At 47.2% G+C, this 18,711-nt stretch carries 15 protein-coding genes; 7 read left to right on the top strand and 8 right to left on the bottom strand.

The genetic code is table 11. The features are described 5' to 3' along the window. Positions 1-24: 24 nt before the first annotated feature. From QUA88_RS19030 to QUA88_RS19020, 3 genes are all read right to left on the bottom strand, one after another. Positions 25-966 (bottom strand): hypothetical protein, encoded by a 942-nt coding sequence (locus tag QUA88_RS19030; protein WP_333273161.1) that lies wholly within the window; start codon positions 964-966, stop codon positions 25-27. 862 nt (positions 967-1,828) lie between these two features. Next, positions 1,829-4,645, bottom strand: a complete 2,817-nt coding sequence (gene secA, locus QUA88_RS19025; protein ID WP_333273158.1) for a preprotein translocase subunit SecA — start codon at positions 4,643-4,645, stop codon at positions 1,829-1,831. Positions 4,646-5,049: 404 nt separating this feature from the next. Then, on the bottom strand, positions 5,050-5,988 hold the full coding sequence (locus tag QUA88_RS19020) for a ribonuclease Z (protein ID WP_333053612.1): 939 nt from the start codon (positions 5,986-5,988) through the stop codon (positions 5,050-5,052). Positions 5,989-6,252: 264 nt separating this feature from the next. Between QUA88_RS19020 and QUA88_RS19015 the strand changes: the two genes are divergently transcribed. After that, a complete protein-coding gene (locus tag QUA88_RS19015) occupies positions 6,253-7,428 on the top strand; it encodes a SpoIID/LytB domain-containing protein (protein WP_333053613.1) in 1,176 nt (391 codons plus the stop codon). A 312-nt stretch (positions 7,429-7,740) separates the two neighbouring features. Continuing rightward, positions 7,741-7,965, top strand: a complete 225-nt coding sequence (locus QUA88_RS19010; protein WP_015174403.1) for a hypothetical protein — start codon at positions 7,741-7,743, stop codon at positions 7,963-7,965. A 191-nt stretch (positions 7,966-8,156) separates the two neighbouring features. Here QUA88_RS19010 and QUA88_RS19005 read toward each other — a convergent pair whose 3' ends face one another. After that, positions 8,157-9,482 (bottom strand): hypothetical protein, encoded by a 1,326-nt coding sequence (locus QUA88_RS19005; protein ID WP_333053614.1) that lies wholly within the window; start codon positions 9,480-9,482, stop codon positions 8,157-8,159. Between the two features lie 393 nt (positions 9,483-9,875). Between QUA88_RS19005 and QUA88_RS19000 the strand changes: the two genes are divergently transcribed. The 4 genes from QUA88_RS19000 (at position 9,876) to QUA88_RS18985 (ending at position 12,242) form a co-directional block, all read left to right on the top strand. Beyond that, positions 9,876-10,007, top strand: a complete 132-nt coding sequence (locus QUA88_RS19000; protein ID WP_333273155.1) for a hypothetical protein — start codon at positions 9,876-9,878, stop codon at positions 10,005-10,007. A 249-nt stretch (positions 10,008-10,256) separates the two neighbouring features. After that, positions 10,257-10,778 (top strand): photosystem I assembly protein Ycf3, encoded by a 522-nt coding sequence (locus QUA88_RS18995; RefSeq protein ID WP_333039118.1) that lies wholly within the window; start codon positions 10,257-10,259, stop codon positions 10,776-10,778. 260 nt (positions 10,779-11,038) lie between these two features. Continuing rightward, the gene (gatC, locus tag QUA88_RS18990) at positions 11,039-11,320 is read left to right on the top strand and encodes an Asp-tRNA(Asn)/Glu-tRNA(Gln) amidotransferase subunit GatC (RefSeq protein WP_006635952.1); all 282 of its coding nucleotides are present in this window, start codon (positions 11,039-11,041) and stop codon (positions 11,318-11,320) included. Between the two features lie 205 nt (positions 11,321-11,525). After that, the gene (locus tag QUA88_RS18985; RefSeq protein WP_333273152.1) at positions 11,526-12,242 is read left to right on the top strand and encodes a TrkA family potassium uptake protein; all 717 of its coding nucleotides are present in this window, start codon (positions 11,526-11,528) and stop codon (positions 12,240-12,242) included. Here QUA88_RS18985 and QUA88_RS18980 read toward each other — a convergent pair. From QUA88_RS18980 to QUA88_RS18965, 4 genes are all read right to left on the bottom strand, one after another. Next, positions 12,199-13,830, bottom strand: a complete 1,632-nt coding sequence (locus QUA88_RS18980; protein WP_333273150.1) for a sodium:proton antiporter — start codon at positions 13,828-13,830, stop codon at positions 12,199-12,201. The genes QUA88_RS18985 and QUA88_RS18980 overlap by 44 nt on opposite strands. 209 nt (positions 13,831-14,039) lie before the next feature. Further along, entirely contained in the window at positions 14,040-14,291 is a 252-nt protein-coding gene (locus QUA88_RS18975; protein WP_333208880.1) for a hypothetical protein, read from the bottom strand. Next, positions 14,281-14,808, bottom strand: a complete 528-nt coding sequence (locus tag QUA88_RS18970; RefSeq protein ID WP_333053617.1) for a hypothetical protein — start codon at positions 14,806-14,808, stop codon at positions 14,281-14,283. Before QUA88_RS18970 ends, QUA88_RS18975 begins: the two co-directional genes overlap by 11 nt. 297 nt (positions 14,809-15,105) lie before the next feature. After that, a complete protein-coding gene (locus tag QUA88_RS18965) occupies positions 15,106-17,820 on the bottom strand; it encodes a cation-transporting P-type ATPase (protein WP_333053618.1) in 2,715 nt (904 codons plus the stop codon). A 435-nt stretch (positions 17,821-18,255) separates the two neighbouring features. On the opposite strand from QUA88_RS18965, the gene QUA88_RS18960 reads away from it, so the two are divergent. Next, a complete protein-coding gene (locus tag QUA88_RS18960) occupies positions 18,256-18,660 on the top strand; it encodes a BON domain-containing protein (RefSeq protein ID WP_333053619.1) in 405 nt (134 codons plus the stop codon). Positions 18,661-18,711 lie beyond the last annotated feature (51 nt).

Genomic DNA, 18,711 nt, shown 5'->3' with positions numbered 1-18,711 from the left:
CCACTAAATCGCCCGTACTGCTATTTATTGACAAGCTACCCTCGTAAAATACATCCCACAACTCGCGCAGGGTGTCCAGCTTCCTGTGCTTGGATCGAATTGCAATGTACCCCTGTTGCTTCCACTTGCCAATTGGAAGTTCACAGCCTTTCCATATCCCCTCAACCGACAAAACGTATCTGCCCCCAATTGGCGTGCGTTAGGATCTAGCCCATTAGCACCTTTTAGCGCTACATCAATTGGGATACCATTTTCACCGACAGGATTTTCAAAAAGGCGGATGCCACTGTTACCGGCATTTGGCGTTGGAGTTGGTGGTTTAGGCTGTGGTGTACCTTGGCTAATCGGTTGTGGTAATTTGCACCAGCTAAACTCTAAATCATTCAAAGCAGTATCATCTCCCCTTCCTTGCTGACCTTCAACTTTCGCGCGAACACCACAAATTGCCGAATTCGGCGGACCTGTTACCCAATTTGGTGTCCAAGCTCCCCATTGAGCTCCACCAGATGCTTCAATTACAGTGCTATTACTATTACTACAGCCAAAAGTTACAGAATTTGCTCCTGTATCATCACCATTGCCTTGTGGTGGTTCTACTTTCAGTTTAAATGCTGTTGCATAACTTCCTTTCGGGCAATTAGCTCCTTCACCCCAATTCCCCCAAAATCCCGGATGTGGTACAATCCGCTCGACCATGTTTCCCGCACGATCGTAACAATATAAGGCAACAGCATTGAGTGCAGTATCGTCGCCCCCACCTTGATTCGGTTCAACCCTCATCGAATATCCACCCACGTAGCTACCACCAGGGCAATAAATTGCGGTAGACCATCCTCCCCAAGGTGTGGCATTAGGAGCATTTTTTACGCCAGTAATGTCATTGCGAAAAGAAGCAGCACTAGCAGTCAAAGTGCTAGTGATAAGAGAAAGCGCTAAACCGCTGGCAATCCACACATTATTTTTCATAACTAAACCTCTCAATTGTGATGATTCTGGTCAATCGTCAGGGGATATTTTTTACACTCCCCGATAGCAATAATCCGGACAGTTTTTAGGCGTTGCTGAATTTAGGTAGGAATTCACATTTCCCAATTGCTATAAGACCCGGGAGGGTGAGTTTTGTAACATCAAGCGAAAAGTTGATTCATACGCCAGAATCAGCAACACCAGTTTTTATATGGCCCAATGGCTTATTCTGTAGGACTTCGCAGCCCCTGTGGATAATTAAATCAATGTCAGCTCCACCCCGCTCGTTGCATTTAATGGGACTTTATTTATGATCCTTGCGCCGCGTAAGCTTGTAGTCTCGTTCCAAAAACTGTCCGGAGTATTGCGATAGCAAAGGCGGTTAAAAATTAGGCTAAAATGAAAGAGCGACAGTCAAAGTTCAAGAATTCACTAAATTGTAATACCCTTACTTTGCACCACTATTTGTGATGTATCCCCACCCAATAAAAATTATGGTTGGGGCTTCCGATATAGTGATGGGATGAGCCAGACGGAGCTATTTTCTGATGTATTCTAGCTTCTTTAATGGCTAATATCGTTTCCGGTTGGAACGGAATTATTTATATATTTGGATGGTCAGTGCGAGCGAGACGCTCGCACTACTCTATACTGCATGATTCCGATTTAACCGGATTTGATATAACTTCTTTCTGGCACGATCGCCCTTTTTCTTAACAGACTTCTTGGCAGAAACAGATGAGAGTTTTGACTCAGACGATTGTTGGTTCGCTTTTATTGGTTGCATATCGCTAACCCCACCCAAATCAAAGATTATGGGTGGAGACTGCGCGATCTCATTTTCCTTCAATTTTCAACTGCGTCAAACCATCTCTGGTGAAACTTGCATTGCCGGCTGCGGCTGGAACTGGAACAGCGAATAAACCACATTGCGGCGGATATCCGTCATCATGTCCAAAAACAGCTCGTAACCTTCAGTTTTGTACTCGATTAACGGGTCTTTCTGGCCGTAACCGCGCAGCCCTACCGACTCGCGCAAAGCATCCATTTGTTGCAAATGTTCCCGCCACAAAGTATCAATTTGCTGCAAAATAAAGAACCGTTCCGCATCGCGCATCAATTCAGCTCGGATTGCATTAACTTCCGCTTCTTTCATGTCGTAAGCGTTGCGGACTTGTTCGTGTAAGAAAGTTTTAATTTCCTCAACGGACAAATCTTCTAGCTGATCCGGTGTCATGTCAGCCAGCAAATAAACAAATTCCTTCACCTTGCTCACAAGTTTGTCGAGTTCCCATTCTTCCGAAGGTAAGTCGGGGTTGATGTATGCTCCCACGATGTCGTCCATCGTCTGTTCGGCATACCTAATTACCTGTTCCTTGGAGTCCAAACCTTCCAATACTCGGCGACGTTCCGCATAGATTGCTCGACGCTGATTGTTCATCACTTCGTCGTATTCAAAGACCTGCTTGCGGATATCGTAATAGTAGGTTTCGACTTTTTTCTGAGCGCCTTCGAGGGAACCAGTCAGCATTTTAGATTCGATCGGCATATCTTCCTCAACACCGAAAGCCTTCATCAAACCGGCAACCCGTTCGCCGCCGAAAATCCTGAGCAAATTGTCATCCAAACTCAAGAAAAACCGCGTAGAACCCGGGTCTCCTTGGCGTCCCGCCCGGCCGCGCAACTGATTGTCGATCCGGCGCGATTCGTGGCGTTCGGTACCGATGACGTGCAAGCCTCCCAACCGCACGACTTCATCGTGTTCGGTGCTGGTAAAAGCATCGTACTCCCTGCGAGTTAAATTGTAAGCTTCCCGCAATTTTTGAATTACGGGGTCTTTTGTCGGCGCTTTTTCCGAAGCTATAGCCACGATATCATCGGCTTGCAATTCCGTGAGCGATCGCTCCCCGTACTCCTTCACCGCCAATTCCACCGCCGCTTTGAGCATTTGCTCGGCATCTTTCGATAGCTGCGTCGGGAAAATCTGCGCCGAAGCTTTCCAAGACTTTACCTTTTTCGCAGTTTGACCAAAACCTTGAGGTGCGGGGCGGCCGCCAATACCGGGTACTTGCACCAGCGAAAACCCGTCCTCATCTTCGGGTTGCACAATCCGGGGCATAAAATACTCCCGCAACTTGAGGCGCGCCATGTACTCAGAATTACCGCCCAAAATAATATCAGTACCGCGTCCCGCCATGTTGGTCGCGATCGTCACAGCGCCTTTGCGTCCGGCTTGAGCAATAATTTCTGATTCCCGCTCCACATTTTCCGGTTTAGCATTAAGCAAATTGTGAGGAATTTTCCTCTCCTGCAGCAGCCGCGACAGCAACTCCGACTTTTCCACACTCGTAGTGCCCACCAGCACCGGCCGACCGATCTCGTGCATTTCCCCGCATTCTTGGGCGATCGCATTCCACTTCCCAGGCTCCCCTTTATAAACCATATCCGAAAGGTCAGTACGGCTGGTAATCCGGTTAGTGGGAATCAGCGTCACTTCCAGTTTGTAAATCTTCTCAAACTCGGTCTCTTCAGTCTTCGCCGTCCCAGTCATCCCCGACAGCTTCGGATAAAGCAAAAAGAAATTCTGATAAGTAATTGTCGCCAGCGTCTGAGTTTCCGGCTGAATTTCCGCCCGTTCCTTAGCTTCGATCGCCTGGTGCAAACCGTCACTCCAGCGCCGTCCCGGCATCACCCGCCCGGTAAACTCATCCACAATCACCACTTCGCGATCGGCATTGACGATGTAGTTAATATCCTTAATAAACAATTCCTTCGCCTTAATCGCATTAAAAATGTAATGCGCCCAAGGGTCAGCCGGGTCGTACAAATCCGTAACACCCAACAACCGCTCAGCTTCACCAAAGCCTTCATCGGTCAATAGCACATTCCGAGCTTTTTCGTCAACCTCGTAATGTTCTTCATTTTCCTTTCTCAGGGAAGCAGCTACCTCAGCCGCCCGGATGTACTTCTCACTGGGGCGTTCCACCTGGCCCGAAATAATCAGAGGCGTCCGCGCCTCATCAATCAGCACCGAGTCAACTTCGTCAATCACGCAAAAATTAAAAGGACGCTGCACTACATCTTCCATGACAGTAGCCATGTTGTCGCGCAAATAGTCAAAGCCGACTTCGCTGTTCGTGGCGTAGGTAATATCGCAGTTATAATTTTTCTTTCGTTCCACCTGATCCATGCCCTGCTGAATCAGTCCCACAGTCAATCCCAGGAAGCGGTGCACCTGTCCCATCCATTCCGCATCCCGCCTTGCGAGATAATCGTTCACGGTGATGATGTGTACGCCTTTACCGTTGAGGGCGTTGAGGTAAGCCGGTAGCGTCGCCACCAAAGTTTTGCCCTCACCGGTTTTCATTTCGGCAATTTGGCCTTTGTGCAGGATGATGCCGCCGAGGAGTTGGACATCAAAGTGGCGCAGTCCCAAAACCCGCTGTCCCGCTTCCCGCACCACTGCAAAAGCTTCCGGCAAGATTTCGTCTAGGATCTCTTTTTCTTCGTTGATAGATTTAGCTTTTGCCAGACGTTGTTGAAACTCGGCCGTTTTTCCTCTGAGGCCGTCGTCTGAGAGTGCGCGGAAGTCTTCTTCCAAAATATTGATATCAGCTACCCAAGGCTGAAATTTTCTCAGTTTGCGCGCGTTGGGATCGCCTAGCAGATTTTTAAACATGGCAGGAGAGGCAGATTTTTAATAATTTAGCTATTAGCTTTCAGGGTTACGGGCTGTAGTGTTAGCCACAACATATACCCTCCCCGATTGTAGCAACCATTGGGTCTCCTGGGCCGTCGCTGGGGGCGATCGACCGATTTTAGATTTTCGATTTTAGATTTTAGATTGAAGTTGGTGAAGGTGGGTCGCGATCGCAGCTCAGGTATATGTGCTTATTGACAATTGCAGGGCGTAACAGGTGCGAAAGCCTGTTCCACAATAGATTAATGTTTTTGTTGGATTAATTTCAGCAACAGGCTTTTCGGCCTGTTTTACAATAGATTAATGTTTTTGTTGGGTGGGCCCCAGAGCCCGCCCCGATCGCCCTTATGGAAAAAGCTGTAACATCTCAGGTCAGATTAACCCTAGTTTGAAACAGGCCTCGGCACTTCGTAAGTCAAAAAGTCATAGGCCATTTTCGTATTCGGAAAAATAGCCTGCGCTTCCTTTAGCAAATCATCCAGGACGATCGCATTCCCCGGAGCGTAACGCGGGCTAAAATGCGTCATAATTAGCTGTTTCGCCCCAGCGATCAAAGCCACTTGAGCCGCCATTGTGGAAGTCGAATGCAGGCGATCGAAGGCCATTTGAGCATCTTGATGAGCAAAAGTCGCTTCATGCACCAACAAATCAGCATCCTTTGCTAATTCCACGGCCCCGTCACAAAAAACCGTGTCGGTACAGTAAACAAACTTCCGCCCGACTTGATCCGGGCCACAAAAATCAGTACCTTTAAACTCTCGCCCGTCCTCTAACTTTACCGTCTTTCCTTGTTTTAACTCCCCGTAAATTGGCCCGGAAGGAATGCCCGCTGCCTTCGCTTTTTCTACATCAAAATGTCCCGGACGATCTTTCTCAGTTACGCGATAACCAAAAGCAGTAACTCGGTGCTTCAAAGGGCCACAACTAACAATATATTCGTCATCTTCATAGATAACTCCCTCATGGATTTTGTGTACCTTCACCGGGTAAGAAAAATGAGTTTGAGAATAGCGAACGCCAGCTTGCAAATATTCTTCAAGTCCCGGAGGCCCGTAAAGATCGATGCGCTTGACATTCCCCGCCAAACCGCAGCTAGCCAGCAAACCCATTAAGCCGAAAATATGGTCGCCGTGCAGGTGAGTGATGAAAATGCGGCTTAGTTGGCTGACTTTGAGCTCGCTGCGGAGAAACTGGTGCTGAGTTCCTTCGCCGCAGTCAAACAGCCAGAGTTCCGCTCGCTGGGGCAAGCGGAGGGCGATGCTGGAAACGTTGCGCGATCGCGTGGGTACGCCGGAGCTAGTTCCGAGAAATGTAATCTGCAAGAGTCAAATCACCTCAATTAAGTCTTAAAAAATATGTTACATATATCCAGAGTGCGGCTGATCCGACATACAGGAAATAGTCGCAGGCAGGAACCGGGATAAATCGCTGTTCCTGGGAACATCTACTTGCTAAAATCATTTTCGACAAGCGCACAGAGTGCCAAACCCAATTCTAACGTTTTCTTTCTTCCGTTCCCCTTCCTTTTTCCCTTCCCTTCCCTTAAAAATTCTTAAACTCACACAGCACAGGAGGAAAATTTTCAAATGCAGTCAGGAGTATTCTTTGTTTCCGTTCTTTCGACATTAAAAAAACGCTACTTTTGGATTTCCTTGTTGTTTTGGCTGGCAATGGTAGCCCCAGCACAGGCCGCACTGATCTTGCGAGTGGCGGTACAAGACGGGGCCAGTCAGGTAAAAGTCGGCAGTTCTACTAAGGCTGCAATCCGCGACGGTAGCGGGCGCAATTTGGGCGAACTGCCGGCAAACAGTTCTCAGTCGGCTCAATTTCGATCGGGAACAGTGGCAATTGGTCGCTGGGCCGCCAACCAAGTTTGGATCGAGCCGACGGGGAACGGTTATGTCTGGATTGGCGATCGTTGGTATCGGGGACGCACGCTTCTAGTTCCCCAAAAAGGAGGCTTGACTGCCATCAACTACGTCAATATCGAACAATATCTCTACAGCGTTCTCGGCGCCGAGATGAGTGGCAATTGGCCTCAAGAGGCTTTGAAAGCCCAAGCAGTCGCCGCCCGTTCCTACGCTATCCACCAGCGCCTGAAAAGCGAAACTGACCTTTACGACGTGGACAGCACTCAGTATTCCCAAGTTTACAAAGGATTGCAAACAGAATCTTCTGGCACTTATTCCGCAGTCGATGCAACCGCCGGTCAAGTTCTGGCCTACAACGGTCAAATTATTTTAGCCGCTTTCCACTCTGCGTCTGGGGGACATACTGAAAATGTCGAAGATGTTTGGACCGAACCCCTGCCTTACCTGCGTGCTGTTCCTGACTTCGACCAAGGGGCGCCGGTTTACCAATGGAAAGAAAATTTTTCTCGGGCTCAAATCAGCAGTAAGATTTCTGGCGTGGGCAATGTGATCTCGATGAAGCCAGAACGCACTACCGCTCACGGCAGCGTTTTGAGGATGAAAGTAGTTGGAGATGGCGGTTCTAGGGTCATGACTGGCGCAGATTTACGCCGGGTTTTAAATTTGAGGAGTACGCGGTTCACCGTGATTCCTCAATATGGGGGCGGTGGGAACCCAAGGAACAGCGGCCAAGCTCCTACCGGTTTTCAAGTTGCTGGCAAAGGTTTCGGCCATGCTGTAGGAATGAGTCAGTGGGGGGCCTACAATTTGGCCAGGCAAGGATACGGCTACCAGCAGATTTTGTTGCACTATTACCGAGGTGCTACTTTGGCTAGAATTGCAGTCCAGTAACTCCTGGGAATGGGCAAGAAAGAAGTTCGGCAACGGATGTAACGGATGTAACGGATGTAACGAATGTCAGGAAGAAGGAAGAAGGAAGAAGGAAGAAGGAAAAAACAGCTATTCCTGTATTCGTAACTTCCGTGTTCTGAATACAGGGAATTGGGAATTGGGAATTGGGAACTTGTACAGCCCTTCGACTACGCTCAGGAACCGCGTAGTTGCACACCAGGAACCGCGTGGCCGAAGTATTGGGAATTGGGAATTGGGAATGACTAATGACTAATGACTAATGACTAATGACTAACTACATTAAGGATTGCTATGCAAAAGTGGGAGTATTTATTTGTGGATGCGAATATGTATCCTTTTGGAAACAAGCTGATTAGTTTATATGTAAACGGTGAAGAACAGCGAGATTGGAAACAAGGCTCGCTGCATCTATTTGTCAATCATTTGGGGGAGGAAGGATGGGAACTTGTGGCTCTGGATCATGACTCGAAGTATGACCAAAATTGTTTAATTTTTAAACGCCCTAAGCTTATTTAATAAAACTCGGATTAGAAAAAATTATGACATCCATAAAGATTGATATTTTCCATAATTCTTAGCCACCAGCTAAAAGCCCGTTCCCCAACAAAGATATTTTATTGTGGAACAGGCATTCTGTCTATTCTTGAAAAGGGTGCAAGATTTTAGCAACCTAACTTAACAACAAACAACTGTTTTTTTCATTCGTATTACAAGTTTTCGGATCGATCGATCCGGCGCTGCCACTCGGCATTTATTTTGGGTGACTGTTCTAGTTCTTGTTGGGTTAATTCTGTTTCTGTTGTATAAGCTAAGTCTTCTCCAGTCAGAACGTTTTCTGCTGCAAATTCCTGGGCGTATGCCAGTTTTTTGAGTAAGTTGGCATCGGGTTCGTTTAATAACATTGCTCGCTGCTGACGCTCTTGATTGCGGGATTCTATCCGGCTATTTTTCCACTGAATCCAAAAGTAGCGAATTAAAGGAATTGCGAGAAATCCGACGCCATAAATCAGGATCATGGGATAAACAGCGCTGACGAAACCGATAAATCCACCTGCGATTAAATTATTAGTTAATAGATTCCCCAAAACTAACGCACCGACAAGATTGACGGCTCCTAACCCTGCTGCGAGCATGATTTTGCCGGAACTGGCGTTGCTGAAACGCCACAGCATTTCTCGCAAATAAGCTGCTACTGGTTCAGAATTTCTCTCGGTGGCTGTGGTTTGCAATTGCGGAAAATGGTAGACTATTTGCCCTTCGGGACTGACTTCGGGGCGGCCGTCAAAACGGGCGAGAGCCGGTAACATATATTCTTCGTATTCTCGGGCGTATCCTTGTCCGAGATTGTCTAGATATGGGGCAATTTGTTCGGCGACGACGGCGCCTCGGCTGTTGCGAATTGCCGTGGCAATATCGCTCCACTTACGCTCTTCTAGATTGTAATTGGGATTGCCGTCTCCAAATAGAAATGAGAAAACTGCTTCCAGAAAACTCATCTCGGGTTTTTGGTCAGTTAAGCGCGATCGCTGCTGGTAGTATGGTTGGTCATGGTTCCAGTAAAATATCCAGCTTAAGTCGTTCCAGAAGTAGGGAAAAAACGAAAAGCCGCCGCCTCTGCCGCCCCCGCTACCACCGTCTCCTCCGCCGCCGCTGTTATTGCTGTCGCTGCTGGAGAGTAAACTGGAGATTAAAATAGTGATAGCAACAAAAATTAAGAGGATGGAAGCTACCAGCACTATGCCAAAAGATATCCGAATCAGGTAAAATAAAACTCGCCAGATTTTTTGCCACCATTCCTGCAACTGCAAGCGCAAGAATTTGTTTCGCAAAATATCTCGAAAGTTCTTGGGAAATAGGTAGGCAATGTCGCCGGATTCTGCTACTTGCAGGTTGCCGCCTGCTTCGGAGGCGAGGGTTAACAGTTCTCGCTGGGCAAAATTGACATCTAATCCAGCTTTTGCCGCCACGTCTCCAACCGTAACGCGGTAGCCAAGTTGTTCGACGGCTTGCATAATGGTGGGATTCGGAGCCATAGGTTTCTCTCTGTGAAAATTACCCGGTTATTTTTATTATATATTGCGGGAATTCGAGCTGGTTTTGACGATCGGCTTTCTGATTTTTTTTGATGCTGCCCTTGACAATTCCCGCATCCAGGATACCCGCCACGTGATTCATCCGTCCAGAAATAAAAAACCTGTATCCGATAAAGGCGCCCCCGAATTTATCTCGCGCAAGTCAATGCTAAAATCTAAAATCTAAAATCTAAAATCTAAAATCGATTGACTTTGGGGCAAAATATTGCTAGTGTTTTGCCGAATAACTTTTAAGTATGGGCTGAACTCGGATAGCTTAATAAAACTTTGTGATGGAATTTCTCCTCGGCAGGTTATTTGCTTGTTTGCTCTGAGGGTCAAGGAGGGGGGATTATGGCTACATTTATTGGGTACGATGTGCGATCGCCCGTTGGCGTTAGCAAAGCAATCCGAACGAAAGCCATAGAAAAGGGTCGCCCCTGCACCCTCCAGCATAACTTTTCCCTTCGGCGCGGGTTTTTGTAAGTTTTGTGTAGAGTGCCAGAGATATGTTAAAGAAATCTAGTTTTTTTGCCAGTCTTGCAAGACTTATATAAAATAGATAGAGCTTGCGAGGGTGTTAAACCCAAGGGCGTGTTTTAAGGTTCGCAGGTGCGATCGACTAAACTTTTTAGCGCCCTCAACACAACGGCCCACTACAACAGTGGCGCAATTATTAATAGCAAAACTTTACAGGCTAATTTTTCTGATTAGCCACTAACCAAAGAATCGCATATGCCAAGAACTCAACGCAACGATAACTTTATTGACAAAAGTTTCACGGTAATGGCTGATATCATCCTCAAGATTATGCCAGCCAAAAAGCAGGCGAAGGAAGCTTTTGCTTATTACCGGGATGGTATGTCAGCTCAAGCAGATGGCGAATATGCTGAAGCGCTCGACAATTACCATGAAGCGCTGAAGCTGGAGGAAGATCCTTACGATCGCAGTTATGTCTTGTACAATATGGGGCTGATCCATACTAGCAACGGCGAACACGATAAAGCTTTGGAATATTACAGCGAGGCTTTGGATCTCAATCCGAGAATGCCACAAGCACTAAATAATATTGCTGTAATTTACCACTATCAAGGGGAAAAGGAAAAGGAAGCTGGCAATATTGAAGGCGCGGAAGGGCTGTTTGATAAAGCTGCGGATTATTGGAAGGAGGCGATTCGCTTGGCCCCAAACAATTACATTGAAGTGCAAAATTGGCTGAAGACAACAGGCCGATCGCAAATTGATGTGTATTTTTAACTAGGATGGGCATGGGGCATGGGGCATAGTTAGTAGTTAATAGTTGGTAGTTAAGCTGTTGTGCATCTAATTTGACAGTCAATTTTTCTACAATTATTGTGGAACGGGCATCTTGCCCGTCTCTGGATTCAATTTAAATGCGTAGCAGTTTAGTCGTTTCTCTAATAACAAATAACAATTCCCTATGCCCAATTCCCCATTCCCCATTCCTCATTCCCCATTCCCCATTCCCCATTCCCAATTTCCAATTACAGATTTTTATGATTGACAGAGAAGAAGTTCGGAAAGTAGCGAATTTAGCGAGATTGGAATTAACGCCGGAAGAAGAAGAGCAGTTTACTGGTCAACTTAACGGTATTTTGGATTATTTCGAGCAGTTGAGCGAACTAGATACGAGTAAGGTGCAGCCGACAACGCGGGCGATCGATGTTAGTAATGTAATGCGATCGGACGATTTGCAACCTTTTGCTAAGGGAGAAAGTATTTTGGAGGGAGCTCCCGATCGCGATGGGGAGTTTTTCAAAGTGCCTAAGATTATGTAGGGTTCCCGCTGCGTAGCTAACTGAGGAAAATCACTTGTGGGGCTGGCTCCCATGCCAACCACACAAGCAGATTAAACTAAGTGTGGAACAGGTAATAAGTAAGCCCGGTATAAGCCACCCCACCAGATTAAACTGATAAAAACCCAAAACAATCTCACTCATAGGGATAAATCTGTAACGTTCATTCTTGGGGTGACAAATAGTCATGTACGTATTAATTGGTGGAGCAGGAATGATGGGGCTGGGTTTAGCCCAGCAGCTATTAAAAGTCGGTCATACGGTTGCCATCATCGATGCCGACCCGCTGGCCTGTCGCTTTGCTCGTGAAAAAATCGGAGTAATGGCATTTGAAGGCAGTGCGGTGAGTACAACGGTTCTTCTGGAAGCGGGAATTAAACAAGCAAACGCAGTCGTTGCAGCACTCAGGGATGATGCACTGAATTTAGCGCTGATCACCCTATCCAGAAGCTATGGCATTTCCCATATTGTGGTGCGAATGCGCGATCGCGAATTTATGGAAGCCTATCGACTTGCCGGAGCAAGTCACATCATCAGCACTATTGATTTGGCAGTTGCATCAATGGCGAATGCGATTGAATATCCCCAAATCGAGTCGATGATGCACTTTGAACACGGGCAAGTCGAGGTACTAAAGCTGCCAGTTCCAGGCGATTGCAAGGTGGCAGGTAGCACCGTTGCTCAAATTGCTCAAGACCCCCGTTTTCCAACAGGTTCGCTGATTATTGGTTATCAATGCCATGCCTGCGCCAATCTGGAGATTCCAAACGGCAATACTGTTCTTGAAGCAGGTTCTACCATCTTGGTCGTCACCCGTCCAGAGCTAGTTCACCAAATGATTGATTACCTCGGCATTCGCGCTAGTCATCTGCCAACGTTAGAAGTTTCTCATCCAAATCTTTGATGTAAGGATGAACCAGATCCTCTGGGACAATTCGCTTGCGGAGGGCATCGCTAACTGCTCCTTTTTCTGCTAGAAGCAATCGCCGTCGAATCGTATCTAGCCCGCTGCGATCGCCCTGTACTTGCCCGGCCCGATGTTGATTGTAGAGATCGCGCAGCACTCGCTCAGAGTGCGCTACTCGTGCTTGATACGATGCCCATAATTCCTCGTAAACTGCCTTCGGCAACACGCCAGATTTCAGCAAACTATCTAGCTCATCTTGAGCCGCTTTGGAAGCAATCAACTGAATTTGTAACTGCCCTGCTTCCTGCATTACATCAGAAACACGGCTAATTTGTAACCGTTTTACTAGCCAGGGTAAACTTAATCCTTGTCCGACCAAGGAGAATAAAACTGCACCGAAAACCAGCGCAATGATGTTATCTCGTCCTGTCAATCCCAGAGGAATACTAAGCGCCAGTGCCATCGAGAGTGAGCCTTTGATGTTTCCCAGAAACAAAACGTGCTGCCAGCGCAGGGGAATCGGACGATCGAACCACCGCAGCGCCGCTAACAACAGATATACCGAGAGAATCCGTGCCAGTTGATACGCCAAAATAACGAACAGAATGGATGGCAAAATTCTCCACAGTGTCAGCGGGTTAATCTCAATGCCGATCAGCAGAAAAATAAATGTATTGACCCCAAAACCAGCGTACTCCCAGAAGCTCAGTAGCGTAATTCGATCCGAGGCTGATGTAGTGCGAGAAAGCCCCAGATTGCCAAAAATAAGTCCGGCGATCACCACCGCCACCGCACCGGATACCCCCAAAAATTGCCCGATTTGGAATGTTCCTAACGCCAGCGCCACGGTCAGCAAGAGACTACTCAACGGGTCATTTAATCGAACAAATATCGGCAGACTCAAGTAACCTAAGATGACACCCACGAGTCCCCCACCCAAGGCAACCACGAGCAGTTCCTTAAGTCCTCCTACGACGGTAAGAGAACCTGTAGCATAAACGACTAGAATCAAATTGAATGAAACCAGGGCAGCCGCATCATTGAACAGGGTTTCTCCTTCCACGATGGTGGATAGCCGGGAAGGCACACGAATCTCTTTAAAAACCGCGATCATTGAGACTGTATCAGTGTTTGCCAGAATGACTCCGATCAGCAACGCCGGAATCCAGTCTAGTCCTAGCCCAAATTTAACCAGAACAGCAATAATTGCTGAAGATAAGATCGAGCCTGGGCCCGCCAGCAGGGCGATCGGCTTAAAGGTGCTGCGGAGACGGCTGATATCAGTATTGATAGCTGCTTCAAAAATCAGAATTGGTAGGAAAAGATTTAATACTAAAGAGGGGTCTAAACCAATTCGACGCGACAATACCTCCGTAATGGGCAAGCCTGCTAACACTAAGCCCGTCACATAGGGAATTCGCAACCGTTGGGTTACGAGTGCCACAACAGTTGCAATCAGCAGCAGAATGATCAAGATGATGACCAATTCAGAAATAACTCCTGCTGTTTGGCTATTTGTAGCAGGATCGCTGCCCAAGGGAGTTGGTTGCGCTACAATCGACTCGATCGCCGATATTCCTGTCATAAATTCGTTTTCCTCACAGAAATTGACAGATTAACTACGGTTTTAGTCTACAGGAAACGGTTCACTATGCTGTAGGCGGAACTGCAATTTATGTGGTGTATTTGGATGAATGCCGATGAAGCTGAAACAGGATGTCTGGGTTGGTTGGGCGCTAGGGGCGTTTTTAGAGTGCAATTTTTTTGGTAGAGTTCTGGATAATTTCCCAACCCTTACAAAATGCTAATTCGTCTTAATTGTGCTGGCTTTTCTTTTTTGAACAGTCTCTTCTGAAGCATGGCAGACCCGATCGCGGTTGTCGAATCGGCGAGTAATGGAAGTTGTCGAGCCATCTGTGAGGAATAGGAGAGCGATCGCCCAAAGTCATCAATAGTCAAAATTAGGACTATTTTTGGACGTTCTGATTCGCGGGAATAAATTCCTCGAAGGTAATCGTCCTTTCTTACCTTGAATTTATGTGGCATCACAGACACGCCACGTCAGAATCTCCCAACGTTTAAGGACAGGTTCAGCAATCACGATCTCATTTTCTCTTGCCTCCATGACGATCAAATAATCTCCCTGGTTAAATCTGTCGTTGTAAATTCTTGCTTGTTCTTCTGGCACCAACCATCCTTGAAGTGCGCCATATAGACCGCCAGCAGTTGCAGCAATCCCACTTCCAGCGAAAGTTGCTAAAAGGCTTTCCACCGCTAATGCCTGACCAATACCGGGAATTAGCAGGCTGCTGAGTCCAACAATTAAGGCTAGTGCACCTAGTCGTATGCTGCCGTATATCGCGCCTAATTGTGCGCCTGCTGCTCTTGTGATTACAATTTGCTGCACCCCCAGAGAGTCCAAATCATTATTGTCAGAAGGTTTAGCAATCACTGAAATCTTGTGCATGGGGAAGCCCCTGCTTTTTAGCTCAACAAGCGCCTGCTTTACATTTCGATGATTAGTAAATAGGCCGCTAGCACGTTTGAGATTTTGGGAAGTCATGATAAATATTCAATATTCAACGCTACAAAATTGGTAAATAGTGTGTAAAGCCGCTTTGAATGACCGCATCACAAAAACTGCTTATACCGAATCCGGGTTTGGAGATTCTGTTATTCTTTAGTCGGCGCAGGCAGACTGTGTTTGTATAGAAGCGGTTTTAACCGCCGATCGATCTACTTATACCGAATCCGGGTTTGGAGATTCTGTTATTCTTTAGTCGGCGCAGGCAGACTGTGTTTGTATAGAAGCGGTTTTAACCGCCGATCGATCTACAGAATGACAAACCAGGATTTAGTATTAATTCAGAGGTGCAAAACGCTTTAGCAAAGCTGACAAAGGAATCATTGGCAGTCCGAATCCGATACAAATTAAGCCTTGGATTGGGTTCAAAGCTTCAGTGTTGAATAACTGATTCATAATGCCCCATTGGCTAAACAGGAATTGGAGAATGAAAATAGCCCCAATGCCGATCGCCACAGCATACCCAACTGATTCATCTTTACCGCGTAGTTTGGCGACGATCGCCGGAACGAAGCGACTGATGCTTAACAGGTAAAAAGCTTCGGCCGCCACCAATGCTTGAATTGCCATCGTCCGGGCTAGAGCTTCATTACCTGTGGTTTGGACGATCCATTCAAACATCCCAAAGATCGCAATCCAGTTAAATACTGAAACTGTCAGAATGCGAGCCGTCAGCCTGCGAGACAGCAGCGGTTCATTTGCCGGTCGAGGTGGATGTTGCATGACATCGGGAGAGGGCGGCTCAAATGCCAACGGTAAGCTCAACGCCACTGAACTGACCATATTCAGCCAGAGAATTTGTACTGGCAAAATGGGTAGCGGGGTTGCCAGAAGTACGGCAATCAAGATGGTCATGGATTCTCCACCATTCACGGGCAGGATGAAGGCGATCGCCCGCAGCAGATTCTTATAAACCGTGCGCCCTTCCTCAACTGCTTTCTCGATCGAAGCAAAGTTGTCGTTTGTCAACAGCATATCCGCTGCTTCTTTTGTAACTTCGGTGCCTGTAATACCCATCGCTATCCCAATGTCAGCTTGCTTCAGGGCGGGAGCATCGTTAACTCCATCTCCAGTCATCGCCACAATCTCGCCCTTAGACTGAAGTGCTTCGACAATGCGGAGCTTTTGCTCTGGTGCGACACGAGCAAACACGCAGCTTTGTTCAACAGCATTGGCGAATTGCTGCTGATTCATTTGAGCGAGTTCTTGACCGGTAAAAACGGGAGCCTCTTGGGTTTGATTTAGTCCCATTTGGTGCGCGATCGCTGCTGCTGTTTTGGCATGATCGCCCGTAATCATCTTGACCTGAATTCCTGCAGATCGACAGGCTTGAATCGCTTGAATGGCTTCGGGGCGAGGCGGGTCGATCATGCCTTGCAACCCCAGAAAAGTTAACCCTTGCTCAATATCAGAATGGTCAATTGAAGATTGAGAAGCGGGTACAACTTTCTTGGCAAGTGCCAGAACTCGTAACCCTTTTTTCGCCATTCTGTCCACAGTTTCCTCGATCGGCGCGGCGTTGAGGGATCTCGCCTCTCCCTCTTCATCGAGCATCTGGTGACACCGCTTGAGAATTGCCTCGATCGAACCCTTGACATAAATCAACCGTTCTGGACGATCGTCATGTAAGGTTGCCATGTATTGAAACTGAGATTCAAACGGCAGTGTATCGAGCCTGGATAGCGATTCCTCCAGTTTCTCAGTAATTAACCCCGCTTTTTGGGCTACCGCAACCAGCGCCCCTTCCGTTGGACTACCGACTACAGTCCAGTTTCCATCTTGCACTTCTAGATGCGAATCGTTGCACAAAAGTCCTGCTTGCAGGCATTCATATAAGGCAGGTGCATTGGTTAAGTCAACGGAATGTCCATTTACAGAAATTTCCCCGTCTGGTGCATATCCTCCACCGCTAACCCGATATCGCTTTCCACCGGCATCGATCTCTTGAACAGTCATTTGATTCTCAGTCAAGGTTCCGGTTTTGTCAGAACAAATCACGGTGGTGCTCCCCAGCGTCTCAATTGCCGGAAGTTTGCGAATAATGGCGTGCTGCTTTGCCATCCGGGAAACCCCGATCGCCAGTGTCACCGTTAAAATCGCGGGTAAGCCTTCAGGAATTGCGCTGACGGCAAGCGCCACAGATGCCTTGAACACCTCAACCCAAGAAAATCTCTGGGCAATGCCTGCTGCAAAGGTGAAGGCAGCCAAAGCTAAAATGACATAGAGCAAGGTTTTGCTAAATTTGTCAATTTTGCGACTCAGTGGGGTTTCCAGTGTGGTACTTTGCTGCATGAGTTGGGAAATGTGTCCCGTCTCGGTCATGTCACCAATGCTGACGACGAGTCCGCGTCCTTGTCCAAACGTTACCAGGCTTCCTGTATACGCCATGTTCGTGCGATCGGCCAGTGCAGTGTCTGCCTCTAGCGCCTGGGATTGCTTCTGAACCGGGACAGATTCTCCCGTTAATCCTGACTCATCCACCTGTAAGTCACGGACTTCGATCAGCCGCAGATCCGCAGACACTTTATCCCCAGAAGACAGCAAGACGAGATCGCCAGGAACCAGTTCACTGGATGAAACCACTTGCTTTTGACCGTTGCGGAGAATGGTTGCCTCAGTTGCAACAGATTTTGCTAAAGCGGCGATCGCATTCTCTGCCTTTGACTCTTGAACGAAACCAATGGTGGCGTTCGTCAGAGCAACCCCCAAAATTACCCCTGAATCAATCCACTCTTTCAGAAATGCTGTTACTATCCCAGCAGCTAACAAAATGTAGATTAGTGGCTGATTCAGTTGCTGAAAAAATCGCAACCAGGCACTTTGCGGCTTCTGAGCCGTTAGTTGATTGGGGCCGAGGATTTCGCGCCGTTCGGCTGACACGTCGGAAGATAGACCTATTTCCAGGTCAGTCTCTAAAATCCGAGCCACTTTCTCGACAGAAATGTGATGCCAAGAGTGTTCTACTAATTTTTCTACATTGGTTGCAGTCATAACGTTTCTTGTCAAGCCAACTGCTTATCTGTTATTTCGTCTTGTTTCTAGCGTCATTGATGAAAGTGAGGGAAAAGTGAGCGACTGATTTCTGTTACTCACATTTGGATCACATTTGCTCCCTATACTTAGGCAGAGAACCGATTAAGATAACTTATAAACTTGCCAACCTTAGTTCACTCGATTTGATTTATTGTTACCTTTTATTAAAAGGGTTGTAAAAAGCATTACTTTTGATGGATGAACTATGGTACATTTACTTATACGAGTTCTCAAAAAAGTGAGGTATGCCCTATGCCCACGGAGGCCTATGCCCATGAGTACCTCATAGGAGAGCTCGAAAGCCTATATTGAGTTCAAATCCTCAAAGACTTCATGCTGAGGTTTATCGGCAAAATTGCGTTTCACAACAAACAAAACAAACAAACAAAGAATATGCAATTATTAAAGCTATTGGTGCAAGGAATCAGCGTCAGCACTGTTGCTATTTTGGGTTTAGGTGCTTGCACCTCCCCCAATACTCCACAGACAACTGTTCCATCTACTTCTGCTCCCACAACTGCCACTGGAAATACGACTGTTCCAACCACTCCAGCGCCTGCAACCACGACCGCACAGACGCCTCAAAATCAAGACATTGACGATATTGCCGATCGCGTAGAAGATGCCTTGGACTCCGATACCACCCTCAAGCCGTTCGATTTGGACGCAGACGATCGGGATAATTCGATTGTGTTAACAGGGCGCGTTCAAACGGCCGAACAAAAAGCATTGGCAGAACAAATTGCTCGGCAAACTGCAGCGAATGTTTCCATCACTAACGAAATCGTTACTCAGTAGTTATTAACAGCGAAGTGGCAAGAGCATTTGGCGCTTCTTGCTACTTAAAAA

The sequence above is a fragment of the Microcoleus sp. D3_18_C2 genome, from assembly GCF_036702395.1.
Taxonomy (GTDB): domain Bacteria; phylum Cyanobacteriota; class Cyanobacteriia; order Cyanobacteriales; family Microcoleaceae; genus Microcoleus.
Note: the sequence above shows the minus strand (reverse complement) of the source record. Positions and strands in the feature narration are given on the sequence as shown.